The organism is Paenibacillus sp. FSL K6-2859 (assembly GCF_038008265.1).
In the GTDB taxonomy this organism is placed as follows: domain Bacteria; phylum Bacillota; class Bacilli; order Paenibacillales; family Paenibacillaceae; genus Paenibacillus_AQ; species Paenibacillus_AQ nitricinens.
Window position 1 is genome coordinate 6,820,546 of record NZ_JBBOYU010000001.1, and the last position, 20,287, is coordinate 6,840,832.

At 43.4% G+C, this 20,287-nt stretch carries 21 protein-coding genes and 1 tRNA gene; 2 read left to right on the top strand and 20 right to left on the bottom strand.

Annotation, left to right across the window (positions count from 1 at the left end; translation table 11 throughout):
• Positions 1-96 precede the first annotated feature (96 nt).
• From MHB64_RS30375 to rpsF, 14 genes are all read right to left on the bottom strand, one after another.
• Entirely contained in the window at positions 97-1,383 is a 1,287-nt protein-coding gene (locus MHB64_RS30375) for an adenylosuccinate synthase (protein ID WP_060626292.1), read from the bottom strand.
• A 209-nt stretch (positions 1,384-1,592) separates the two neighbouring features.
• On the bottom strand, positions 1,593-2,960 hold the full coding sequence (gene dnaB / locus MHB64_RS30380; RefSeq protein ID WP_042131710.1) for a replicative DNA helicase: 1,368 nt from the start codon (positions 2,958-2,960) through the stop codon (positions 1,593-1,595).
• A gap of 1 nt (position 2,961) precedes the next feature.
• On the bottom strand, positions 2,962-3,408 hold the full coding sequence (rplI, locus tag MHB64_RS30385) for a 50S ribosomal protein L9 (protein ID WP_094869738.1): 447 nt from the start codon (positions 3,406-3,408) through the stop codon (positions 2,962-2,964).
• Positions 3,405-5,411: a DHH family phosphoesterase gene (locus MHB64_RS30390; RefSeq protein ID WP_094869737.1), complete on the bottom strand. Its 2,007-nt coding sequence runs from the start codon at positions 5,409-5,411 to the stop codon at positions 3,405-3,407. The genes rplI and MHB64_RS30390 overlap by 4 nt, the downstream gene beginning before the upstream one ends.
• Positions 5,412-5,422: 11 nt before the next feature.
• Positions 5,423-6,340, bottom strand: a complete 918-nt coding sequence (locus tag MHB64_RS30395) for a DUF2232 domain-containing protein (protein WP_094869736.1) — start codon at positions 6,338-6,340, stop codon at positions 5,423-5,425.
• 6 nt (positions 6,341-6,346) lie between these two features.
• Positions 6,347-6,649 (bottom strand): MazG-like family protein, encoded by a 303-nt coding sequence (locus MHB64_RS30400; protein ID WP_170880353.1) that lies wholly within the window; start codon positions 6,647-6,649, stop codon positions 6,347-6,349.
• Between the two features lie 213 nt (positions 6,650-6,862).
• The gene (locus MHB64_RS30405) at positions 6,863-7,288 is read right to left on the bottom strand and encodes a CBS domain-containing protein (protein ID WP_042193039.1); all 426 of its coding nucleotides are present in this window, start codon (positions 7,286-7,288) and stop codon (positions 6,863-6,865) included.
• A gap of 193 nt (positions 7,289-7,481) precedes the next feature.
• Entirely contained in the window at positions 7,482-8,522 is a 1,041-nt protein-coding gene (locus MHB64_RS30410; RefSeq protein ID WP_179281570.1) for an LCP family protein, read from the bottom strand.
• A gap of 315 nt (positions 8,523-8,837) precedes the next feature.
• The gene (locus tag MHB64_RS30415) at positions 8,838-9,782 is read right to left on the bottom strand and encodes a D-alanyl-D-alanine carboxypeptidase family protein (RefSeq protein ID WP_341136027.1); all 945 of its coding nucleotides are present in this window, start codon (positions 9,780-9,782) and stop codon (positions 8,838-8,840) included.
• Between the two features lie 74 nt (positions 9,783-9,856).
• Positions 9,857-11,587, bottom strand: coding sequence for an oligopeptide ABC transporter substrate-binding protein (opp4A, locus tag MHB64_RS30420; RefSeq protein WP_341136028.1), 1,731 nt, complete (start codon positions 11,585-11,587; stop codon positions 9,857-9,859).
• A 201-nt stretch (positions 11,588-11,788) separates the two neighbouring features.
• Positions 11,789-13,744, bottom strand: a complete 1,956-nt coding sequence (locus MHB64_RS30425; RefSeq protein ID WP_341136029.1) for an endonuclease MutS2 — start codon at positions 13,742-13,744, stop codon at positions 11,789-11,791.
• Between the two features lie 554 nt (positions 13,745-14,298).
• Positions 14,299-14,571, bottom strand: coding sequence for a 30S ribosomal protein S18 (gene rpsR, locus MHB64_RS30430; RefSeq protein WP_036651767.1), 273 nt, complete (start codon positions 14,569-14,571; stop codon positions 14,299-14,301).
• A gap of 21 nt (positions 14,572-14,592) precedes the next feature.
• On the bottom strand, positions 14,593-15,099 hold the full coding sequence (gene ssb, locus MHB64_RS30435) for a single-stranded DNA-binding protein (protein ID WP_036677780.1): 507 nt from the start codon (positions 15,097-15,099) through the stop codon (positions 14,593-14,595).
• Positions 15,100-15,147: 48 nt separating this feature from the next.
• Positions 15,148-15,432 (bottom strand): 30S ribosomal protein S6, encoded by a 285-nt coding sequence (rpsF, locus tag MHB64_RS30440; protein ID WP_036677776.1) that lies wholly within the window; start codon positions 15,430-15,432, stop codon positions 15,148-15,150.
• Positions 15,433-15,646: 214 nt separating this feature from the next.
• Between rpsF and MHB64_RS30445 the strand changes: the two genes are divergently transcribed.
• A complete protein-coding gene (locus tag MHB64_RS30445) occupies positions 15,647-15,844 on the top strand; it encodes a YjzC family protein (protein WP_042131720.1) in 198 nt (65 codons plus the stop codon).
• A gap of 371 nt (positions 15,845-16,215) precedes the next feature.
• Here MHB64_RS30445 and MHB64_RS30450 read toward each other — a convergent pair.
• The 4 genes from MHB64_RS30450 to MHB64_RS30465 form a co-directional block, all read right to left on the bottom strand.
• A tRNA-Ser gene (locus MHB64_RS30450) sits at positions 16,216-16,306 on the bottom strand.
• A 43-nt stretch (positions 16,307-16,349) separates the two neighbouring features.
• Complete coding sequence (locus MHB64_RS30455) at positions 16,350-16,562, bottom strand: DUF951 domain-containing protein (protein ID WP_094869732.1); 213 nt, start codon at positions 16,560-16,562, stop codon at positions 16,350-16,352.
• Complete coding sequence (locus MHB64_RS30460; protein WP_341136030.1) at positions 16,562-17,590, bottom strand: mechanosensitive ion channel family protein; 1,029 nt, start codon at positions 17,588-17,590, stop codon at positions 16,562-16,564. The genes MHB64_RS30455 and MHB64_RS30460 overlap by 1 nt, the downstream gene beginning before the upstream one ends.
• 15 nt (positions 17,591-17,605) lie before the next feature.
• Positions 17,606-17,857, bottom strand: coding sequence for a DUF3343 domain-containing protein (locus MHB64_RS30465; protein ID WP_341136031.1), 252 nt, complete (start codon positions 17,855-17,857; stop codon positions 17,606-17,608).
• A gap of 118 nt (positions 17,858-17,975) precedes the next feature.
• Here MHB64_RS30465 and yyaC point away from each other — a divergent pair, with 118 nt between their 5' ends.
• Positions 17,976-18,581, top strand: coding sequence for a spore protease YyaC (gene yyaC / locus MHB64_RS30470; RefSeq protein ID WP_094869729.1), 606 nt, complete (start codon positions 17,976-17,978; stop codon positions 18,579-18,581).
• Here yyaC and MHB64_RS30475 read toward each other — a convergent pair.
• Together MHB64_RS30475 and MHB64_RS30480 are read right to left on the bottom strand one after the other, a co-directional pair.
• Positions 18,556-19,056 carry a DUF4446 family protein gene (locus MHB64_RS30475; protein WP_280788009.1) on the bottom strand — a complete coding sequence of 167 codons (501 nt, stop codon included), beginning with the start codon at positions 19,054-19,056 and terminating at the stop codon, positions 18,556-18,558. The genes yyaC and MHB64_RS30475 overlap by 26 nt on opposite strands.
• Positions 19,057-19,076: 20 nt before the next feature.
• Positions 19,077-20,237, bottom strand: a complete 1,161-nt coding sequence (locus tag MHB64_RS30480; protein WP_094869727.1) for an aminotransferase class V-fold PLP-dependent enzyme — start codon at positions 20,235-20,237, stop codon at positions 19,077-19,079.
• Positions 20,238-20,287 lie beyond the last annotated feature (50 nt).

Sequence of the window (20,287 nt, forward strand, 5' to 3'; positions counted from 1 at the left end):
CAGTATTGACTAGAACCGGCTTCGGGAAACATACGCATAAAAGTAAACATAAAAAAGAGACCTCTCGCGAGGTCCCTTATAAATAACTAAATTTATTTAAATATAAATTGGCGTTACTTGATTCGTCTGCTCACGGTTACGGCCTACTGAGAAGATGGCGATCGGAATCCCTGTAAGCTCAGACACACGTTCAACATATCTGCGTGTATTTGCTGGCAGATCGTCCAATGTTTTTGCCGAAGTAATATCTTCGCTCCAACCTGGAAGCTCCTCATATACCGCTTCACACTCTGCCAGCATCTTAAGGCTAGCTGGGTAATGCGTGATTACTTCACCACGGTATTTGTAGCCTGTGCAGATCTTCACAGTCTCAAGTCCGCTCAGCACATCCAGCGAGTTAAGAGACAAGCCTGTGATTCCACTTACACGACGAGCGTGACTTACAACAACACTGTCGAACCAACCTACACGACGAGCACGTCCTGTAACTGTGCCATATTCATGACCTGTTTCACGGATATAATCACCCGTTGCATCATTCAGTTCTGTAGGGAACGGGCCATCTCCAACACGAGTAGTGTAGGCTTTAGCAACCCCGATAACCTGTTTAATCTTAGAAGGTCCAACACCAGAACCTATGCATACGCCACCTGCAGAAGGGTTAGAAGAAGTAACAAACGGATACGTACCTTGATCGATATCAAGCATTACCCCTTGTGCACCTTCAAACAATACTTTGCGGTCTGCATCAATAGCTTCATTAAGAATGACCGACGTATCTGTCACATAATTACGTAGCACTTCCGCATATTCCAGGTACTGAGTCAGAATCTCTTCAACGTCAAGAGCTTCCGCGCCATATACTTGAGTAATCACTTGGTTCTTCTCTTCCATCAAGTGACGAAGTCTCAATTCGAATTCCTCAGCGTCCATCAGGTCAGCAATACGGATACCGTTACGTGCGGCCTTATCCATGTAACATGGACCGATACCTTTGCGTGTTGTACCAATCTTGTTCGGACCCTTGCGGTCTTCTTCCAGAGCATCCAGTACCATGTGATAAGGCATAATAACATGAGCACGATCGCTGATCACTAAGTTCTTAGTGTCAAAACCGTTCTCGTGAATATAATTAATTTCTTGGATCAAGGCAGCTGGATTAATAACCATCCCGTTACCAATCACACAAGTCTTTTCTTTATAAAATACACCAGAAGGGATTAAGCTGAGCTTAAACTTCTCACCGTCAATCAGAATCGTGTGACCGGCATTATTGCCCCCTTGATAACGGGCAACCACATCTGCACTTTCCGCTAGAAAGTCAGTGATTTTCCCTTTACCTTCGTCTCCCCATTGTGTTCCCACGACGACTACCGTTGACATGTTCATTCCTCCGTAGGTGCTAGCCAGCACCATTATTTTTCATAATATGGGCCCTGTACGTCATTCTTATGTACGTAGCCCTCCGGACTCCAAGCGGATTTACCCACTAAAGGACAATACTCAGTGTAACAGCCGTTTTTTTCAAAGTCAAATAAAACGAACGATTACACAAAGAAATGTGCAATCGTTCGGATATCATACATGACAGGTTACCCAGCAAATGGTTCTGCATGTGCTCGCTCGTAGTTAACGAACTTGTTGAAATTTTTGAGGAAGACAAGCTCTACTGTCCCAACGGGACCATTACGCTGTTTAGCTATAATAATTTCAATAATATTTTTCTTCTCAGTGTCCTGATTGTAATAGTCGTCACGATACAGGAACGCAACAATGTCGGCATCCTGCTCGATAGAACCGGATTCACGCAAGTCACTCATCATCGGTCGTTTATCCTGACGCTGCTCCACACCCCGGCTAAGCTGCGACAGGGCGATAACCGGCACGTCCAATTCGCGGGCAATCTGCTTCAGTGTACGGGATATATCCGATACTTCCTGCTGACGGTTTTCCCCGCCTTTACCGCGGCCCTGAATGAGCTGCAAGTAGTCAATGACAATCATCCCCAGGCCCTTTTCCTTCTTGAGCCTCCGGCATTTTGCACGAATATCCGTTACAGTAATCCCTGCTGTATCATCGATATAAATCTCCGCCTCCGATAGGGACTGAATGCCCATAGTCAGCTTCGACCAATCATCATCACTCTTGAAGTCACCGGTACGCATAGTATTCGCATCCAGATTAGCTTCGGCACAAATCATCCGTTGAACTAGCTGCGGCGCAGACATTTCCAGACTAAATATGGCAACCGTCTCTTTGGCACGTACGGCCACATTCTGAGCAATATTTAGCGCGAATGCTGTCTTACCTACAGAAGGACGGGCTGCAACAATGATCAAATCATTGCGCTGGAATCCATTAGTCATATGGTCTAAATCCACAAATCCCGTTGGAATACCTGACATGCCACCCTTATCTTTATTCTGATGAAGGAGTTCAACCTTATCAAATACCTCCATCAATACATCGCGGATTGCGATAAATCCACTGCCGCTACGCCGGTTTGAGATTTCAAGAATTCGCCGTTCTGCATCACTCAGCATATCGGCTACATCTTCGCCACCGGTGTAACCCTCGCTTACGATCTGCGTCGCTGTACGAATCAAACGCCGTAGCATAGCCTTTTCTTCAATAATCTGCGCGTAGTATTCTACGTTAGCCGCAGTAGGCACAGCATGCGCCAGCTTAGCTAGATAGCTAACACCACCAATATCTTCGAGTTCTCCCTTGTCCTGCAGTCTAGAAGTAAGCGTAACAAGATCAATCGGCTGGCTCTCTTCTCCGAGCTGCACCATCGCCTCAAAAATCATTTGATGCGCTTTATCGTAGAAGTCTTCGGTATTCACCCGTTCCATTGCAGTAATGAGCGCTTCATCCTGCAACAGAACAGCACCAATTACCGCTTGCTCCGCCTCAAGATTCTGCGGGGGAACCCGATCGAAAAAGAGATCTCCACCCATGTTACTCCTCCGTTACCTGAACCTTAAGGGTAGCCTTTACTTCAGTGTGTAGTTTTATACTTACTTGAAATACTCCCAAATGACGAATCGGCTCTCCTAGCTCAATCTTGCGCTTATCAATGGAAATGCTTTGCGTGGCAGCTAGCGTTTCAGCAATTTGTTTGCTCGTGATTGCGCCGAATAGACGGCCGCCTTCACCTGCTTTTGCTTTCATAGTCAAGGTAAGCTCATCTATCTTCTTGCCCAGTTGCTGAGCTTCTTCTTTTTCGTTATCTTTACGGCGTTGTTCAGCAGCTGCTTGATTCTCAAGCGTCTTCACATTACCTTCCGTTGCCGGACGAACTAATCCACGTGGTAATAGGAAGTTCGAAGCATAACCTTCGGATACCTCTTTAACCTGACCTTTTTTACCTTGACCCTTAACATCTTTTATGAAAATGACCTTCATTCGAATAAACCCTCTTTCGATTCGATTTCAGCCAGCACCTGCAGCAGTCTGGCTTCTGCTTCTTTACATGTTCCTTCTAGCTGTACGGCGGCGTTCGATAGATGCCCACCGCCACCCATTTTTTCCATCACGACCTGTACGTTCATACGCCCAAGTGATCGAGCACTAATGCTTATCAGGCCGTCTGGTCGCTCGCTAATGACAAATGAAGCAACTACGTTTGTCATCCCAAGTAATGTATCCGCAGTCTGAGCGATAAGTAGCTGTGGAATCTTCATACCTGGTGCCGTAACGACTAATGCGATTTGATCATAAATCATACGCGCATGTTTGATAATCTCGGCTTTTGAAATATACTCCTGTAAATCCTCCTTCAGCATACGCTGAATAAGAACGGTATCCGCACCATTTCGGCGCAGAAACCCTGCAGCTTCAAATGTACGTGAGCCTGTATGCAGTGCAAAGTGCTTCGTATCTACAGTAATTCCCGCTAAAAGCATTGTAGCATCCAATGGACTAATCTTTACCTTCTCATGGATATATTGAAGCAACTCTGTCACCAGCTCACAGGTTGATGAAGCATAAGGCTCTAAATAGACAAGTACAGCATCGTTGATGAACTCTTCACCTCTACGGTGATGATCCACCACCACGATTCTACTCGCATATTGCACAAGCCGCGGTTCCATTGTCATAGACGCCTTATGGGTGTCCACAACAATAAGCAGTGTATGCTCCGTCATCACTTGTAAAGACTGCTCCGTTGTGATGAATGACTTATACAATTCATCATCTTTCCGAATCTGCTCCATCATGTTCGTTATGGAAGGATTAGGCGTCTCCATCACAATGCTAGCCTCTACATTATACATCTGTGCGGCTCTCAGAAGGCCTATCGCAGCACCAACAGCATCGATATCTGGTGTCCGGTGACCGAGGATCAGCACACGGTCGCTCTCCTGCATTAAATCACGCAGCGCATGCGCAATGACTCGTGCCCGCACTCGTGTACGCTTCTCCGCTGCATTACTCTTTCCACCGTAAAAAGACAACCTCTGACCTGCTTTTACCGCAGCCTGATCTCCACCTCGGCCGAGCGCCATGTCCAAACTGGATTGTGCTAAGGCACCTAGCTCGCTTGCAGAGTCCGCTCCAAAAGCCATACCAATACTCAGTGTCATTGGCACTTTAAGGTCGGCCGTCATTTCCCTAATCTCATCAAGAATAACGAAACGACTTTCTTCCAGAGCTTGCAGACTGCGATGATTAAGTAGCATTAGATACCGCTCAGACGACAGACGCCGCAGGTAAACTTCAAACTGTTTACTCCATTCGGTGATCTCACTTGCTACCTTAGCGATCAGAGAAGTGCGCTGTTGATCATCCATTCCTTGAGCAGATTCATCTAGATTATCCATCATCACTATGCCAATCGCCAGCTTCTCATCCTCATAACGTTCCCGTAGCACCACAAGCTCAGTGATGTCATACATGTAAAGAATACGTTCACTTGGAATAATGACGGCTTGATAAAATCGTTCATCCACAGTGAGCTCAAGGCGAGTGTCATGCAGTACGCCTTCTTTGTGGACATCCCGTTTTCCCGAGACATTTGTCGTAAAAAAAGACTGCATATCCGGCAGCAATTCCAGTAGCGGTTCTCCCACTAAAGACTTGCGCGCAAAAATATCACCCGCGTAGCGGTTATTCCATTCTACCGTTCGATCTTCGCTAAACAGAATGATACCGAGGGGCAGCATACTCACTGCTTCTCCCTCCACTCGCTTAATACGAAAAGTTAATCCATTAATATATTCCACCAGATTGCGGCGGAACGAAATCTCCGTCTTTAGCATATAGAAGCATAATGTACCTGCCAGAAACAGGCTGACGACCCCAAGAGCCCAGTTATAAATACTAACAATTATAATAAGGGCCAACAGCAGCATGAACGCCCATACGGTATGATAGCCGTGCCAGCGTCTTTGCAGAAATTTAGGCATGAACTCTCACCCTATCGTTTCGATTTCGTCACATACTCCCGCAGCGGGAAAGCAAGATCAATAATACCGATAATGCGTAGCGGCGGCAGCAAAATGACCGGTATTGCTAGCAAAATGGCAACCATCTTGTTCCATTTGCGTTCATGCGCCAGGAAGAAGAAAAATCCAATCGCCTGAATCATAAAGCCAATTCGCAGCAACGGCAGTAGATTGGCAGAAATCATGAGGATGTAATTATTCTCTGATCCTGAGAAGAAGAGCTGAAGAACCACACCAATCAAATAATACCAAATAAACGATCTCGAAAGTCTCCATTCACGAGCAGGCTTCATCTTAGGCACTGCATAATTCATGCTGTTCAGAATCGGACGAACAATAGAATGCGTAATGACAGCTATCATGAAAGAGCTTACGATTAGAGTCATTGGGATCATTTGAACCGTCATATGACTTAGCTTGTTTACATCCTCAGTCGTAAAACCAAGGTCCGTAAACAGTGGATTAGCGGTACCCAGATCAGACAGAGGCGAGTTAACCATCTGCAGCACATCGTTCACATAGGTAGACAAATCAAAATTAAATAACGCCGTACCGAGTAATAAGAGTACCAGGAATTCTCCAAGAATCGTAACTGTACCTGCAATCACGGTAGATACTGCTGAAGCATGTCTTTTATACCAACGTCCCATAACCAGAGCAGGTATTAAGAAATACGCCGCGATCAGCACATAAATAGGTGTAATCAGACCAACAATCAGCAACACCGGTAATACATGTAGAACGAATTGTTTGGTGTTCAGCGTAGTGAATAACACTACTGCCGGAACAATCATAAATAGGGTAGTGATGATGAGCAATGGAGTCGTTAAACTTAGCAGCAAAAGTAAGTACGCTACGCTCCAAGCCACAGATGACCAGCGAAATTTCAACAGTATTCACCTCTTACGCATATGTTCTTCTAAAGCAGATATATCTTGATACCATTCTTCCAGTTGATGCCCTTCCTGCTTATGCTTTCTGAGCTTCTCGAGTAGCAAGTCATCTAATTGCCGATAAGGAATCCCTAGTCTGCGGCCCAAAATATAAGAGCTCATAATCAAACTAGCCAGGCTGTCCCCCACACGGGTAGTACTGCCTTCCCATAACGCTTTAAATAACCGAGAAACTTGGTCAATCACTTCTGTTTTTAACCATTCAATCACCTTGGCGCGTTTAGCTACATCCAGATCCTTCGGCACATTGGACACGTCTCTCTACCTCCGGCAAAAAGCTTTATTCTCAATTATAGCATAAAAAATTCCGTGTCACACAAGGGCGCCCCGCGCACCTTAAGTATGCTTCAACAAGGGATGAACTAGTACTTCTTACATTTTTAAAAAAGACCTGCTTTCCGTTATCGCCGGAAATACAGGCCTTGTTCCGATTGCTTCTATTACCGCGAATAAATTGGGCTATAATGACTCTTGTGATTGTTTTGATACAAATTTCTCACAATATTCTATGACTTGACTCCGGCGAACGATGCCAATAAACCGGTTCATATCATCGACTACAGGAACAAAGTTCTGTACCTTAGCCAAATTAATCAGATCTTCCATATCCGCATCAATCGAGACAGGTCTGTTATTCATTCTTAACGGCAAATCTTTAAGCAAGAATTTTGAAGCGTTCTCGAAAGTAACCTTGCCCTCGGATTCCTTCATATACCAGAGCAGATCACCCTCTGTAACCGTACCAGCATATTCTCCATTTCGGTTAAGAATAGGGACAGCAGTATAACGGTGATACTCCATCCTCTCCAACGTTTGGCGTAGCGTTGAATCGATCGTTACGCAAGCGACTTCCTGTTTCGGAAGTAAAAAAAATGCAATATTCATCTCTTGATCCTCCTCAAAGAGTTCCGAAGGAATTACGGTTCTTTAACTTCCTTTTACTGCCATGCAAAATTATTAATACGTGGCAGCTTAATAATAGTTCCAATACATTATAGCATGAAGACAGTAAGCAGCAGCCATAAGAATGTGAATGGCTGCTGCAATTAATTATATGAGTTTGAACTCCACTTTAGAATTATTGCGTAACTGCTGTTGATTTAGGCTCCAGTGCATTACTTGCTTTTCCCGGCTCAATTAGCTGATCTACAGGTGTTGCCGCACTCATCCAGTTGTCGATCATCGCCTTAGCTTCACTCAAATCCTCTTCATCAACGATATCATAATAAACACCATCCATACGTTTACCTTCGCCCATGACTGTGAAGCTTGAGATATCCATGCCTTTTCCGCCCATGAATTTTTTGGCTAGACTGATGATCATCGAAGGCTCTATATCAGTTTTGAAATTATCTCCCATAATATCCAACAACTTCGGAATGTTGCCAATTTGACTGATGGATAACATTTTATTTGCTACGACATCAATAAAAACCTGTTGACGTTTGGTACGGTTAAAGTCACTATCCTCACGATAACGCGTATAGTTCAGTGCTTCTTGTCCGTTATAAAGCGACTTGTTAGCTTCAATTGTAAACTTTTCATGATCCTTACCTTTGTTCACAATGTCTTTCTTAATCGGCAGCGGAACGCCTCCAATAGCATCTACAGCATCCTTGAGTCCTTGGAAATTTATTGTCGCATAATATTGAATATCATGACCAAGCAGTGCTTCTAGGGAATCCTTGGCCATCTGTTGCCCCCCAAAAGCATAGGCATGTGTAATCTTATCCTTTTTATTATCCTTATGACCTATAATTTCCGTATACGTATCACGCGGAATAGAAATAAGCAGGATCTTATAGTCCTCAGGACGAACAACAGCGTACATCATGGTATCTGAACGTGCCGTTTCATTATCACGTTGATCGGTACCTAAGAGCATGATTGAGAACGGATCGCTCTTGTACACAACCGGTTCTGGCTTAACCTTGTTATCATCCTTGAGTGGCTGGTAAGATTCTTCCTTTAGCTTAGTTTCAACCCGATCAGACAAAAAGAGGTCGAAGGCTAATACAGCCAGGGAATTCCGAAACAGAAAGCCTCCCGCTATAATAACAACGAGAACAATGAGGGCGATATATCTTTTCTTTATTTTTTTCATCTTTGATTGCTTCATTTTTGATTCCTTCTTTATTGTAGAATAATTGCTTGCCATATATATAATGCTTCCTGAATCTTTATCAGGCAGTCATGACTTTATTTCTCACGGCGATCAACTGTCCCTTATTCCATTATCTTATTGTCCCCCCTTTCAGGAAATTCAGGTCATTCAAAATTATAGAAAAAAAGTTTTTGGCGGCTCTAAAATAATGAGGACTAAAACAATATTTCTATTGTAATCACTAAATGGATAAAAAGAAACCACAAATAACGACATGAATAGGGAAAAAGCACCAAACCAAGTAATAAATACTGGTATGGCGCTCCGACTTTAGTTCCTAATTGTGAGCGGATTCATCATATGTTTAACCCGATCTCCGGATTGTAAACCACGAAAAAATCCGTAATCAAATAATTTTGCTGCACCTTCAAATCGGCTCTCATATGTCTTTGCCCCCATAACAACTGCAATAAGCCTATGCCCGTCCCGCTGAGCCGAGCCTGCAATGCAGTATCCTGCCCGGGTATTGTGTCCAGTCTTTAAACCATCTGTACCCTCATAAGCGTAAATGCCACCCATAGCTGGCAACATGAAATTGCTATTACTTACATATAACCCCTTATCCTTCAAATGCATTTGTGTACGGCTGGAAATATTGAGAATATCCGGATGATGATAGATTAGTGCGGCAGCCAGTTTAGCGGTATCACGAGCTGTCATCATTGTCTCACCGCTGACATGCATATTCGGATCAGTGAAACCAAGATCCTTACCTGATAGTCCCGTTGCATTAGTAAATATTGTGCGAGTAGATAAACCTAGACTACGTGCCTTGTCGTTCATCATGAGCACAAAAGAGACTTCTGAACCAGCCATATACTCTGCCAATGCAACAGTAGCATCGTTCGCAGAATATATAGTGACTCCTTCAAATAATTCCCTTATAGTATAGAATTCTCCCCGCTTCAATGAGAGACTTGTGCCGCCCATTTTACTTGCATAGGCACTAATTGGGACTCTATCCTCCCATCTAATCATTCCAGAGGAGATTTGATCCAGCACAATCATTTCTGTCATTAATTTAGATACACTGGCCGGTGGCATGGGTACATCACCATTAATATCCACCCATATATCTCCGGTATCCATATCTAGAAGCACTGCTGATTCCGCGTCAATATTCGGTTTAAAACCAAGCCCTGTTGGCCTCCATACCGCAATCAAGACAACGACTAATACAGCTGCGATTGCCCCCACTACTATCCGTCTCTTCATCGTCGTCATCCTCCATACTATATATGACGAATGAAACTACAATTTGATTTCACTTTTCACAAAAAATTATTATTTTATTTTTCGTCATCTTCCTTAATCCACCATTTATAAGGGTCTATAATCGTACTGATAGAATTCACACGAACGGCCTGTAGGCGCTTATTTACTGGAACAATGGCTTTTCGTTCGGCAAAAAAGATCATAGGTACCTCTTCATTAACCAGCTTCTGCCACTCATAATATATTTCTTTACGATAATCCATGTCGTATGCCTTCATACTTACGCCTTCACGAATCAGCTCTTCATTCCGCTCTGAAGACCAGCGTGGATAGTTCCATAGATCATTTTCTCTCCATAGACCTGTTGGATCGGGATCACTCGCAAGCCCCCATACTCCGTAAAAGAGTTCAATTGACGGATCGTCGGCTTCCACTGCGTCGTAAAAGTTGTGGAATTCCTTTAATGCTCCACCGTTTAGCTGTACATCTAGTCCAACATCACGCCAATTTCTTAAAATAGCTTTGGCACGTAGCTCTGCTGTTTGACTGCCTAGCATAGAATCAAAATGGATCTTCAGCTTCTGACCCTTTGGGTCTTCCCGTAATCCATCACCGTCTAGATCCAAGAACCCGGCAGCATCCAGCAGTTCTTTAGCCTTAGTAGGATTATAAAGATAAGTATTAATCTCAGTATCAGGAATCTTCGCCCAGCTAGTGCTAGATATTGGAGTCTCTATAGGCTCAGCTAGACCGTGGGAATATGCTTTAATGATTCCTTCACGATCTAAAGCATAATACATAGCTTGCCGTAATCTTTTATCTTTAAATTTAGGGTTATCCATTACAATTTTTTCGGTTTTCGTATCCCAATGCCCGAACTTAAAACCTATATATTCATAGCCCAGCTCAGCAGTTTGCAGGATGTTTACATTCTCCAGTTTATTTAGATCATCATAAGCATCACGAGGGGCTGACTCTATATCGATTTCTCCTGTTTGAAAGCGTTTAGTCACTTCCTTATCGTCAAATGCCTTATACACTATCCCATCCAATAGGGCTTTGCCCTTATAATATTGATCAAAACGTTTCATTTCTACCCTCTGGCCAGGCTGAATATGTTCAACCTCAAAAGCACCAATGCCTATAGGAGATTTTCGCATCTGGTCACTTTCAGGCATATCTTTAACAGCAATTCCAGTATAGTATTTTTTATTCATCGGATAGGGCCACAGACTATCGATTGTGTTTACCCGTGCAGCCGTTACAGTTATTTTCAAAGTATAAGGATCTATGACCTTCAATCCCGATATGCTCTTCGCTTCTCCCTCATGATAGGCTTCTGCACCCTGAATCATTTCAACACTATAATAATGCGAGCCCGTATAATCTGGACTAGCAATCGTTTCAATTGCGAATTTCCAATCCTCTACCGTTAATTCATCACCATTATGCCAACGGATGCCCGGTTTAATTTTAAAGGTAAATACTTTATGATCATCAGATTCCTGCCAAGAGGCGATATTAGGAACCGTCACTAGTTCATCATTAACCTGAAACATCGGCTCAGTAATAAACTCCAGCACATGAAAATCATCTTCCCCTTCATAAAAAGCAGGCTCAAACAAACCCGTAAATGGTGAGGAGAATCCGTAGGTAACTACTCCACCAGCCTGTGGCTTATCGTCTACTAAATTATGGCGCGAAGATAATGGATTACTGCTGGAAGTTGCCCTACTACATGCTGACAATAAAGTTGCCATCACGAGCAGCGTTAACAACAACCTGCATATTTTCTTATTATTCATGTGTTTCTTCCCTTCTCTAGTTGAACATATATCTACATATAAGCTATGGAATATAAATAGTTTCACTGTAACAAAGTTTTTCTGGCGTTACAATAACTTCTAAGCCCTAGGCCTTTACTCCTGCTTGAATTTCACATATTTCGTTATATCTAAAAAAAAGACCTGTCTTTTGGACAGATCTTCATTGCATTTATTCTTCCTTTATTCTTCCTCTCTATGCGTAATCCTTAGACCCTCAACATGTTTACGCTGCATCAATTTGCGCTTTTTACGAGTATCTTTACTCTCAAAAATAACATCAAAGTCATACTCCTCCGGATATAACTCCTCTTTTGAAAGGTATGGCTTCAACCGCTTATGGTTAATTCTCAGCTTTTGCTTCTGGATCATCACGCCAACCATTCCTAAATGATCTCTCTTCTCATACACGATCCCTGTCCGGCCGAGTGAAGTTACCACAACTGCATCTCCAATTTCAAATTGGACGACCAGCTTCTCCTTGCTGCTGACGGATGGAGTAACCTCCTCTTCTGTGTTGTCATTTGCCTCTACGGCGTGCTTAACATGCCCCTTCTCTCCCTCTTTGCTAAAAAGACTTCCCCAAGCCTCACCGCCGCCTTTCTGCAACCTTTGTTGCTGCGCCTCTACGATTTCCCATGATCGCTTGATAACGTTATCCTGTATCCCCAGCTTCTTTGCAATTTGCAGCGCGTAACTCTCCCCCGCTTCTCCAATCGTTAATCGATACAACGGCTGTAGTGTTTCTTTGTCGAATTCCATTCTTGCGTTTTGAAAGCCAGTCGTTGCAGCAGCAAAGGCTTTTAACTCATTAAAATGTGTGGTAACAATAATATTTGCCCCTTTACGGCTCAGCTCTTCCAGAATCGCGATAGAGAGCGCAATGCCTTCCCCGGGATCCGTACCAGCCGCCAGCTCGTCAATGAGCAGCAGCACACCTTTAGATGCATCTCTCAGCATCCCCTCAATACTCTTCATTTGCGCCGAAAATGTACTAAGTGATTGTGCCAAACTTTGTCCGTCGCCGATTACACTGATCACATCTGTAAAAATAGTAAATTCGCTGCCCTCCTCGACCGGAATTAACAGCCCTGATTGAGCCATGATCGTCAGTAGCCCCAGTGTCTTGAGGACTACAGTTTTGCCGCCTGTATTCGGACCTGTAATAATGAGGGATTTATAGCCCTTACCCACCTCCAAATTGATCGGAATCATCCCCTTCAGCATGGGGTGTCTGCCTCCGTTCATCTTAAGAAATCCTCTCGCGTTCAGAGTAACAGCAGATGCCCCCAGCGTTCGCGCATATTTAGCTTTGGCAAAAATAAAATCATAGGTGCCCGTAACCTCAATATTAAGCTGCAGTGCGGTCTGTTCCTGTTCTACCAAGCTAGTTAGCATGCTGAGGATTACAGCTTCTTCTCGCGCCTCTTCCCCTAATAATAAATCAAGCTCTATCTGGAGGGCAGCGATCTCGTCTGGTTCGATAAACACCGTCTGTCCACTTGTGGATTGATCAAGAACAGATCCTTTTATTTGCTTATGATATTCTCGTTTTACGGGGATAACATAACGCCCACCCCGCTGGCTGTAGATATTCTCCTGTAAAATCGATTGATGGCGTGACATAATTCCGTCAATTTTTTTATGAAGACGTTCTTTAGCCACTACAATCCGTTTACGAACTCGCTCTAACCCCTTACTTGCCCCATCGTCAATCGCACCAAAACGGATACAGCGATCAATAGCCTCCCTCACGTCATTTAACTCCATCAGCGAGGATGCATATGCTGCAATCCGTGGAGCACTCTGTTCTTTAGAGGCCATATATTTGCGCAGTTGACTACAGCTCTTAAGAAATGTAGCAACCGCAGTGAAATCTTGCTCACTATACAAATATCCAGTCCCCATTAAGGACATAATCCACTCAATGCCTTCTAATGAAGGAATGGGTACACTCGATCCTCGTTCCAGCAGTTCTTTAGCTTCAGAAGTTTCCTCCATTGCTCTTTGAATCGTCGGCAGAGAGGTCATTGGCATAAGCTCTCCTACAGCTTTTTTCCCTACATAAGATACTGCATGACGACCAAGTTCAGTTTTAATAATTTCGTATTCCAATGTGCTTAAGCTTTGTAAGTTCACAGCAAATCCTCCTTCAAATCTCTATTATTGGCTTAGACCTAATTCTCCCTAACGCAAAGAAGGGCAAAGAATGCCACTATGGCAGTCCTTGCCCTTCTTTTTATGCTGATGCCCCCTATGGTTCTAAGGCTCCCGAAATTGAAAACAGGTGCCGAAAAACAAAAAAACCGTGCATAAGAGCACGGTTAATTACAAAGAGAACAACAGCCGTAAAGAGGCCATTTGACGCTTCGTGTGTTCTTAACTAAATCATCCACCCGTAAGGAACAACAGACTGCTGCGTAATACGAACGCAAATAAAGCACGTAATCGCCTCATGACGAGCCTGCTAAAGTCTTCCTAATCAAGTGTTATGAAATTGCTAGTTAAGAACGTTCACCGACATCAAAATTTCCCCTTTAGTTATAGGATAGCTGTAATTTAACACATAACAGTGCCAACGTCAAACGATTCCACACCCAAATGATTTAATTTCATGCTTACCGCACTAATAATGCTTCCTTTTCTGCATACAAAAAAAGCAGCCGGTTTCCCGACTGCTTTTATAAAACGTCCTATTCCGTTGTGTAAGGAAGCAACGCGATTTGACGCGAGCGTTTTACAGCAATGGTAAGAGCGCGTTGGTATTTTGCACTAGTACCTGTTACACGACGTGGCAAAATCTTTCCACGTTCGCTGATGAACTTCTTAAGAAGTTCGGTATCTTTATAATCAATGTGAGTAATCTTGTTCACAGTGAAAAAGCAAACTTTTTTACGCTTGTTGCGTCCACCACGACGTGCCGGTCTTTTGTCGTTGTCGGCGCCTTCTCTTGGTTTAAAAGCCATATTCTTTTCAGTCCTTCCTAATTAAAATGGCAAATCATCATCCGATATATCAATCGGTTTACCATCGCCCGAAAAAGGATCTTGAGTATTGTTGTTACGCGAGAAATTATTGTTGTTATTTCCGCGTCCAGCGTTACCACCGCCACCATATGCTGGCTCTTCAGGCATACTACTTGCACCACTTGAAGTATTTCCACCTTCACGGCTCTGTGAAGATTCCAGGAAACGAACATTATCAGCAATAACTTCAGTTACGTATACACGTTTGCCTTCGTTATTCTCATAATTCCGCACTTGGATGCGTCCTTCCACTGCTGTCAGACGACCTTTGCGCAAGTAATTGGCACAGGTTTCTGCTAGCTGTCTCCAGGTTACAACCGGGATGAAGTCTGCCTCACGTTCACCGTTCTGGCCCGTAAAGTTACGATCTACGGCTAGCGTAAATTGCGTTACGGCAACACCAGCGGGAGTATAACGAAGTTCCGGGTCACGGGTCAACCGTCCGATCAAAATGATACGGTTCAACAATTCTGGTCCCCTCCTTTAGAGCGATTCATTACAAAGCTTGTCAAGATCTTAAGCAACGTCGTTCGTAATGAGATAACGAATAACTTCGTCAGAAATCTTCATAAGACGTTCTAATTCAGTAACTACTGCAGGTTCTGCATTGAAGTTAACCAAAACATAAACGCCATCACGGAATTTCTTGATCTCATACGCAAGACGGCGTTTACCTTGCACTTCGTGCTTTGTAATTTCCCCGCCATTGGAGATGATGCCTTGGAATTTATCGACTGCTGCTTGAACGGCTTCTTGTTCAATGTCAGGACGAATAATGTACATCACTTCATATTTGCGCATAATTTTCACCTCCTTATGGTCTGAGGCCCCTAATCACGTCAGGAGCAAGGAACGAGCACAAACATAGACTCGCACCTGATTAATATACCAAAATGAACAGCAGAGTGCAAGCAATATTAATACAGGACAATCCATCACCCTCTTTTTACATGAAAAAAACACTACCTGCGCACAATAATTACGAATTCATCTACATTAAAAAGGAGGAATAATAATGGGTGAGAAGACGGAATATGAAGAAGGCGACAAAGCCCCCAATCCAGGCATGTATACAGAGGTAGGAGAAGCGCGAAGCTTCCATACTGAGATTTCAAATCCACAGCACATCAAGATGGAAAAAGGGGACACCTTCCCTGAGACCACCAACAAAAATCGGAAGTGGAAAAAGGTTGAAAAGGCACGGGTACATTAATTGAAAAATAAATGTGTATAAAAAAATCGATAATACACATACTATACTCAGGCAGTACAAAAGAGAGGTGTGGTTCCGTTGGCCGTCGTAGACGAACACAATCACAGGAGATCTGATTCAGCATCTATTGTAAGCTGGGAAGAGTAGTGGGTTATTGCCTTAAAAAAGCATTAGCCTCAGCAACGCCTAATTCACTTTAGTCGCTATAAACAGAGAAATTCCAAACATCATTGATGTACTGCCTCCTGAAGAAGGACCCGAAAGGGGCCTTCTTTTTGTGTTGTATAGAATTCGTTTTTAGGCTATTATAGACACAAAAAAACCTCCGTTGCAGGAACGAAGGATTCATTAAAGGTTATATTATGCTGAAGTGGCGGAGAGGGTGGGATTCGAACCCACGCACGCTTTGACACGCCTAACTGATTTCGAGTCAGCCCCCTTGGGCCTCTTGGGTACCTCTCCGCAGCAAAAATAATTGTATCATGCAGACATGCCATTTGCAAGCTTAATTATTGTCTGTATTTTCCTCCAAAGAACGCAGTACCTTCTTCATATTCTTCTCGAATTTGGCACGGGGAATCAGGACACTATGCTGACAGCCTGTACATTTTATTCGGATATCCATCCCCATGCGAATAATTTCCATTTCATTAGATCCACAAGGATGCTGCTTCTTCATTTGTACTATATCCCCAAGCTGAAAAACTTTACGTTCCACTATTCTTCCCCCTCTTCTCCTTCTTGTGCAGCTGCGATTTGCCGTCTTGATCCAGTGTTTGCCGACCCTGTAACTTCTAGTGCATGTTCAGTTTTTGCAAGATCTATTTCAGCCTTCGCCTCTGCTTCTGCTTTCTTACGTGCTTCCTCTTCCGCTTGAGCCTGTTCCAGTGTGTTCTGTTTCTCTAGTGCCTGTTTGATGTCGTTTTGAATTTGTCTTTCCGCTGCATCTCTTGCATTAGGAGCACAACTGGCTGCTATACGAATCACATATTCCGAGGTACTCATGGACTGTATACCGAGCACATTAGGGTAAGCAAGCACATTGGAGTTGCGCTCTTCTATTCCTTTTAGCGCCTCGCCAATTAATCCTAACGTAGCTTCCAAGCTTCGCTCCATTTTAACAGGAACATCAACTACAGCCAATGCATTGGAAAGAGAATAGTTCGTCACATTCGTAATTAGTCCATTAGGGATAATAAATACTTCTCCGGTAGCACTAAGAAGTCTTGTTGTTCGTAATCCGATTAATTCAACAGTTCCTTTATAAGTACCTGTCTGAATCACATCACCCACTGCAAATTGGTCTTCCAAAATAATAAAGAAGCCGGTAATAACATCCTTCACCAGACTTTGTGCTCCAAAACCTATTGCGAGACCGAGCACACCCGCTCCGGCCAACAAGGGTGCTAAGTCGAAGTGGAACTCTGAAAGAACGAGCATGATCATCACAAAATTACAGATAACCGTTACTACATTTTTCATCAATTCGCCTACCGTAGTAAATCTTCGCGTGTTAGAGAGAATTCTGCCCCCAGTTTTACGCTCAAGCGAACGATCAATAATATTAGAAACAATCTTAATGATAACCCTCGTTAAGAGGAAAATAATAAGAATTCGCAAACTTGCGAATAAGACATTAGCCCACATATCAGCATCGGTAAACCAATTCCACACCTTATCTTTAAAACGTAAAGCATCTTTTACAGCATCACCGGGAGTAGCAGCCTCCAATATCCACCTATTCATATCGTGTATTCCTCCCTACCTCTCAATCAGTATGTAGTTCTCGTTGTGTTTTCCGTAGATACCGCGAATCTCGATATTCTGCTCAGTTACAATCTTCTGCACCTCTACCAGCGCACTTTGATAAAACTGAATCGATATCGCGCACCCTGCCGTGATCTCTTTCGGGGTCGGGAATATATCAATCTCAATTTCTGCATATTCAAGCAACATTTCAGCACGAAGCGCCTGCTGGGTAGAGTCAAACGCGATCAACATCTCTTCTTGCATTTACGTTACGCCTCCCATAGGTTTATCGTCCTATCTCTTGCCGTTGTAGTATAAAACCCCTCTTCTATCCATATACTAGATACCATCAAATAGAATCAGCCTCAGAAAGGAAGATAGTATGAATTTTCCATCCAAAGCTACATCAGCGCAAGAAACATCCTGTTTAAAAATATCACATACCGATCCCGATATCTATTCTGCTATTACACACCGACTACTTTTCCATTTTGCACGTACACGCCCTGAGACACAGATTGTCGTCATTTGTGTGGGTACAGACCGATCCACAGGAGACTCTCTTGGTCCTTTAGTTGGTACTGCATTGTCACGTTTTCATAGTCCGCTGTTTCATTTATATGGAACCCTTGAAAATCCTGTCCATGCCGTTAATCTTGAGGAAACTTTGACCCTAATCAATGAAAAATATAGCAACCCTTTTGTCATCGGTATAGATGCTTGTTTAGGTCACTCTACTAGCGTGGGCTGTATCCAAGTTGTTGAAGGACCTCTACGACCGGGCGCTGGCGTAAATAAACAATTGCCGCCGGTAGGTGATATCCATTTGACAGGAATCGTTAATGTCGGCGGCTTTATGGAGTATTTCGTATTACAGAACACGCGATTAAGTTTAGTGATGCGATTATCTGATATTATAGCGACAAGTCTATATTCTGCCTTAAAGCAATGGAATCTTCATGCTAGGTCCGCTGCAACGCGAGAGTAACGACTTCTTTTTCTTCTGGTGATAGCACATATTGTGATTCACCATTCTGCATAGGTTTAGAGTAAATGTAAGAATTCTCACGATTATGGAGACTGGTTAATACAATGCCACTGCTGTTGTCATCCAGTATAGCGACTGAGAAACTCAGATCATTGCCACGTTCACCAAAGGCATTATAACGCTTCAGCGCAATATTGGACTTCATGCCACGCATTCTAGTTTGAGTTGCTTCTAATACGGCTTTTTGCTCACGTTGTTCTTCTTCCAGCATGTCGCTTTGGTTCTTCAGATCAATTAGAAGGCCTTCCAGATCCTCCACACCGTTCCCAGCCATCATGGCCTCATATTTACGCCGCATAGCACGTAGCTTAGCCCCCTGGGCGATCACAGTGATTACCAGCACCAACATAATTACTGTAAAACCAAACACAAACCACTGCAACTGCTCACTAATTAATTGATTTAATTCAGACATGAATGGACCATCCTTTTTATTCATCTGCTGCGGGCATTGCCATATAACTCATCCATAGCAGCCAGCATTCTGCTTATATTATGCTCTGTCGTATCTACACCTACACTCGCCCGAACAGCACCACTCTCTAGCGTATCAACTGCCTTATGTGCCAAAGGGGTACAATGCATACCTGCTCTAACCGCTATTTTATAATCACGATCTAGACGGTGAGCGATATTCGCTGACTCTTCTCCATCCACCACAAACGATACAATACCCGTTCTTGGAGCGCCTAGTGAGGGTCCTAATAGTCTAATGCTCGGGATGTGAGACAAACCCTCCATTAGCCTTTGAGTTAACGCCCACTCTCTCTCATGAATAACGCTCATCCCTAAAGATTGTACCTTTTGAACACCTGCTAGTAAACCGGCAATCCCTACCGTATTTTGCGTCCCTGCTTCATACCGATCTGGACGAACATTGGGCTGTTCGCTATTTTCCGATTGACTACCTGTCCCTCCATACATTAAGGGTTCAAGATCCAATTCAGGTGATATATAAAGTCCGCCGGTTCCTTGTGGTCCAAGTAGTCCTTTATGTCCCGGAAATGCCAATAAGTCTATATTCATTTTTTTAACATCAATATCAAGTGAACCCGCGCTTTGAGCTGCATCTACCAGAAATACGGCGCCATGAGATTTAACGATATCGCCAATATCGTTAATAGGCAGTATGCTTCCAAGTAAATTGGAGCTATGATTGCAAATGACCAGTTTGGTGTTTAAGCGAAAAGCATTTTCGAGTTCTAGTAAATCCAATTGTCCTTCACGATCTACTTTTAGATAGTCCACTTTTATCCCTAGAGTCTTACGCAAGTATTCCAGCGGCCGTCTCACAGAATTGTGTTCTGTCATGGTTGAAATCACGTGATCTCCCGCTTTAAGCGTCCCTCTGATCGCCATATTTAAACTCATCGTAGTATTATGGGTAAAAGCTATATCTTGCGCATTAGATACACCGAACAACTTAGCCAGCGCACTCCGTGTTCTTACTAACACTCGGCCGCTTCCTATCGCTAGCGAGTAATTCCCTCTACCAGCATTCGCTCCTGACTGCAGAGCATTCATCATCGCAGCTGCAACCTCTGGTGGTTTAGGCCATGAGGTAGCGGCATGATCCAGATATACGAAGTCTTCCATAACCTCGCTCCTCGTCTATTACCCTTTTTTAATCAACTTATTCAAAAAAA

Coding starts and splice junctions, on each gene's coding strand:
- MHB64_RS30375 (WP_060626292.1), bottom strand. CDS start 1,383: ATGTCAACGGTAGTCGTCGTGGGAACACAATGGGGAGACGAAGGTAAA.
- dnaB (WP_042131710.1), bottom strand. CDS start 2,960: ATGGGTGGAGATCTCTTTTTCGATCGGGTTCCCCCGCAGAATCTTGAG.
- rplI (WP_094869738.1), bottom strand. CDS start 3,408: ATGAAGGTCATTTTCATAAAAGATGTTAAGGGTCAAGGTAAAAAAGGT.
- MHB64_RS30390 (WP_094869737.1), bottom strand. CDS start 5,411: ATGCCTAAATTTCTGCAAAGACGCTGGCACGGCTATCATACCGTATGG.
- MHB64_RS30405 (WP_042193039.1), bottom strand. CDS start 7,288: ATGAATATTGCATTTTTTTTACTTCCGAAACAGGAAGTCGCTTGCGTA.
- MHB64_RS30410 (WP_179281570.1), bottom strand. CDS start 8,522: ATGAAGCAATCAAAGATGAAAAAAATAAAGAAAAGATATATCGCCCTC.
- MHB64_RS30415 (WP_341136027.1), bottom strand. CDS start 9,782: ATGAAGAGACGGATAGTAGTGGGGGCAATCGCAGCTGTATTAGTCGTT.
- opp4A (WP_341136028.1), bottom strand. CDS start 11,587: ATGAATAATAAGAAAATATGCAGGTTGTTGTTAACGCTGCTCGTGATG.
- rpsR (WP_036651767.1), bottom strand. CDS start 14,571: ATGGCTTTTAAACCAAGAGAAGGCGCCGACAACGACAAAAGACCGGCA.
- rpsF (WP_036677776.1), bottom strand. CDS start 15,432: ATGCGCAAATATGAAGTGATGTACATTATTCGTCCTGACATTGAACAA.
- MHB64_RS30445 (WP_042131720.1), top strand. CDS start 15,647: ATGGGTGAGAAGACGGAATATGAAGAAGGCGACAAAGCCCCCAATCCA.
- MHB64_RS30460 (WP_341136030.1), bottom strand. CDS start 17,590: ATGAATAGGTGGATATTGGAGGCTGCTACTCCCGGTGATGCTGTAAAA.
- MHB64_RS30465 (WP_341136031.1), bottom strand. CDS start 17,857: ATGCAAGAAGAGATGTTGATCGCGTTTGACTCTACCCAGCAGGCGCTT.
- yyaC (WP_094869729.1), top strand. CDS start 17,976: ATGAATTTTCCATCCAAAGCTACATCAGCGCAAGAAACATCCTGTTTA.
- MHB64_RS30475 (WP_280788009.1), bottom strand. CDS start 19,056: ATGTCTGAATTAAATCAATTAATTAGTGAGCAGTTGCAGTGGTTTGTG.
- MHB64_RS30480 (WP_094869727.1), bottom strand. CDS start 20,237: ATGGAAGACTTCGTATATCTGGATCATGCCGCTACCTCATGGCCTAAA.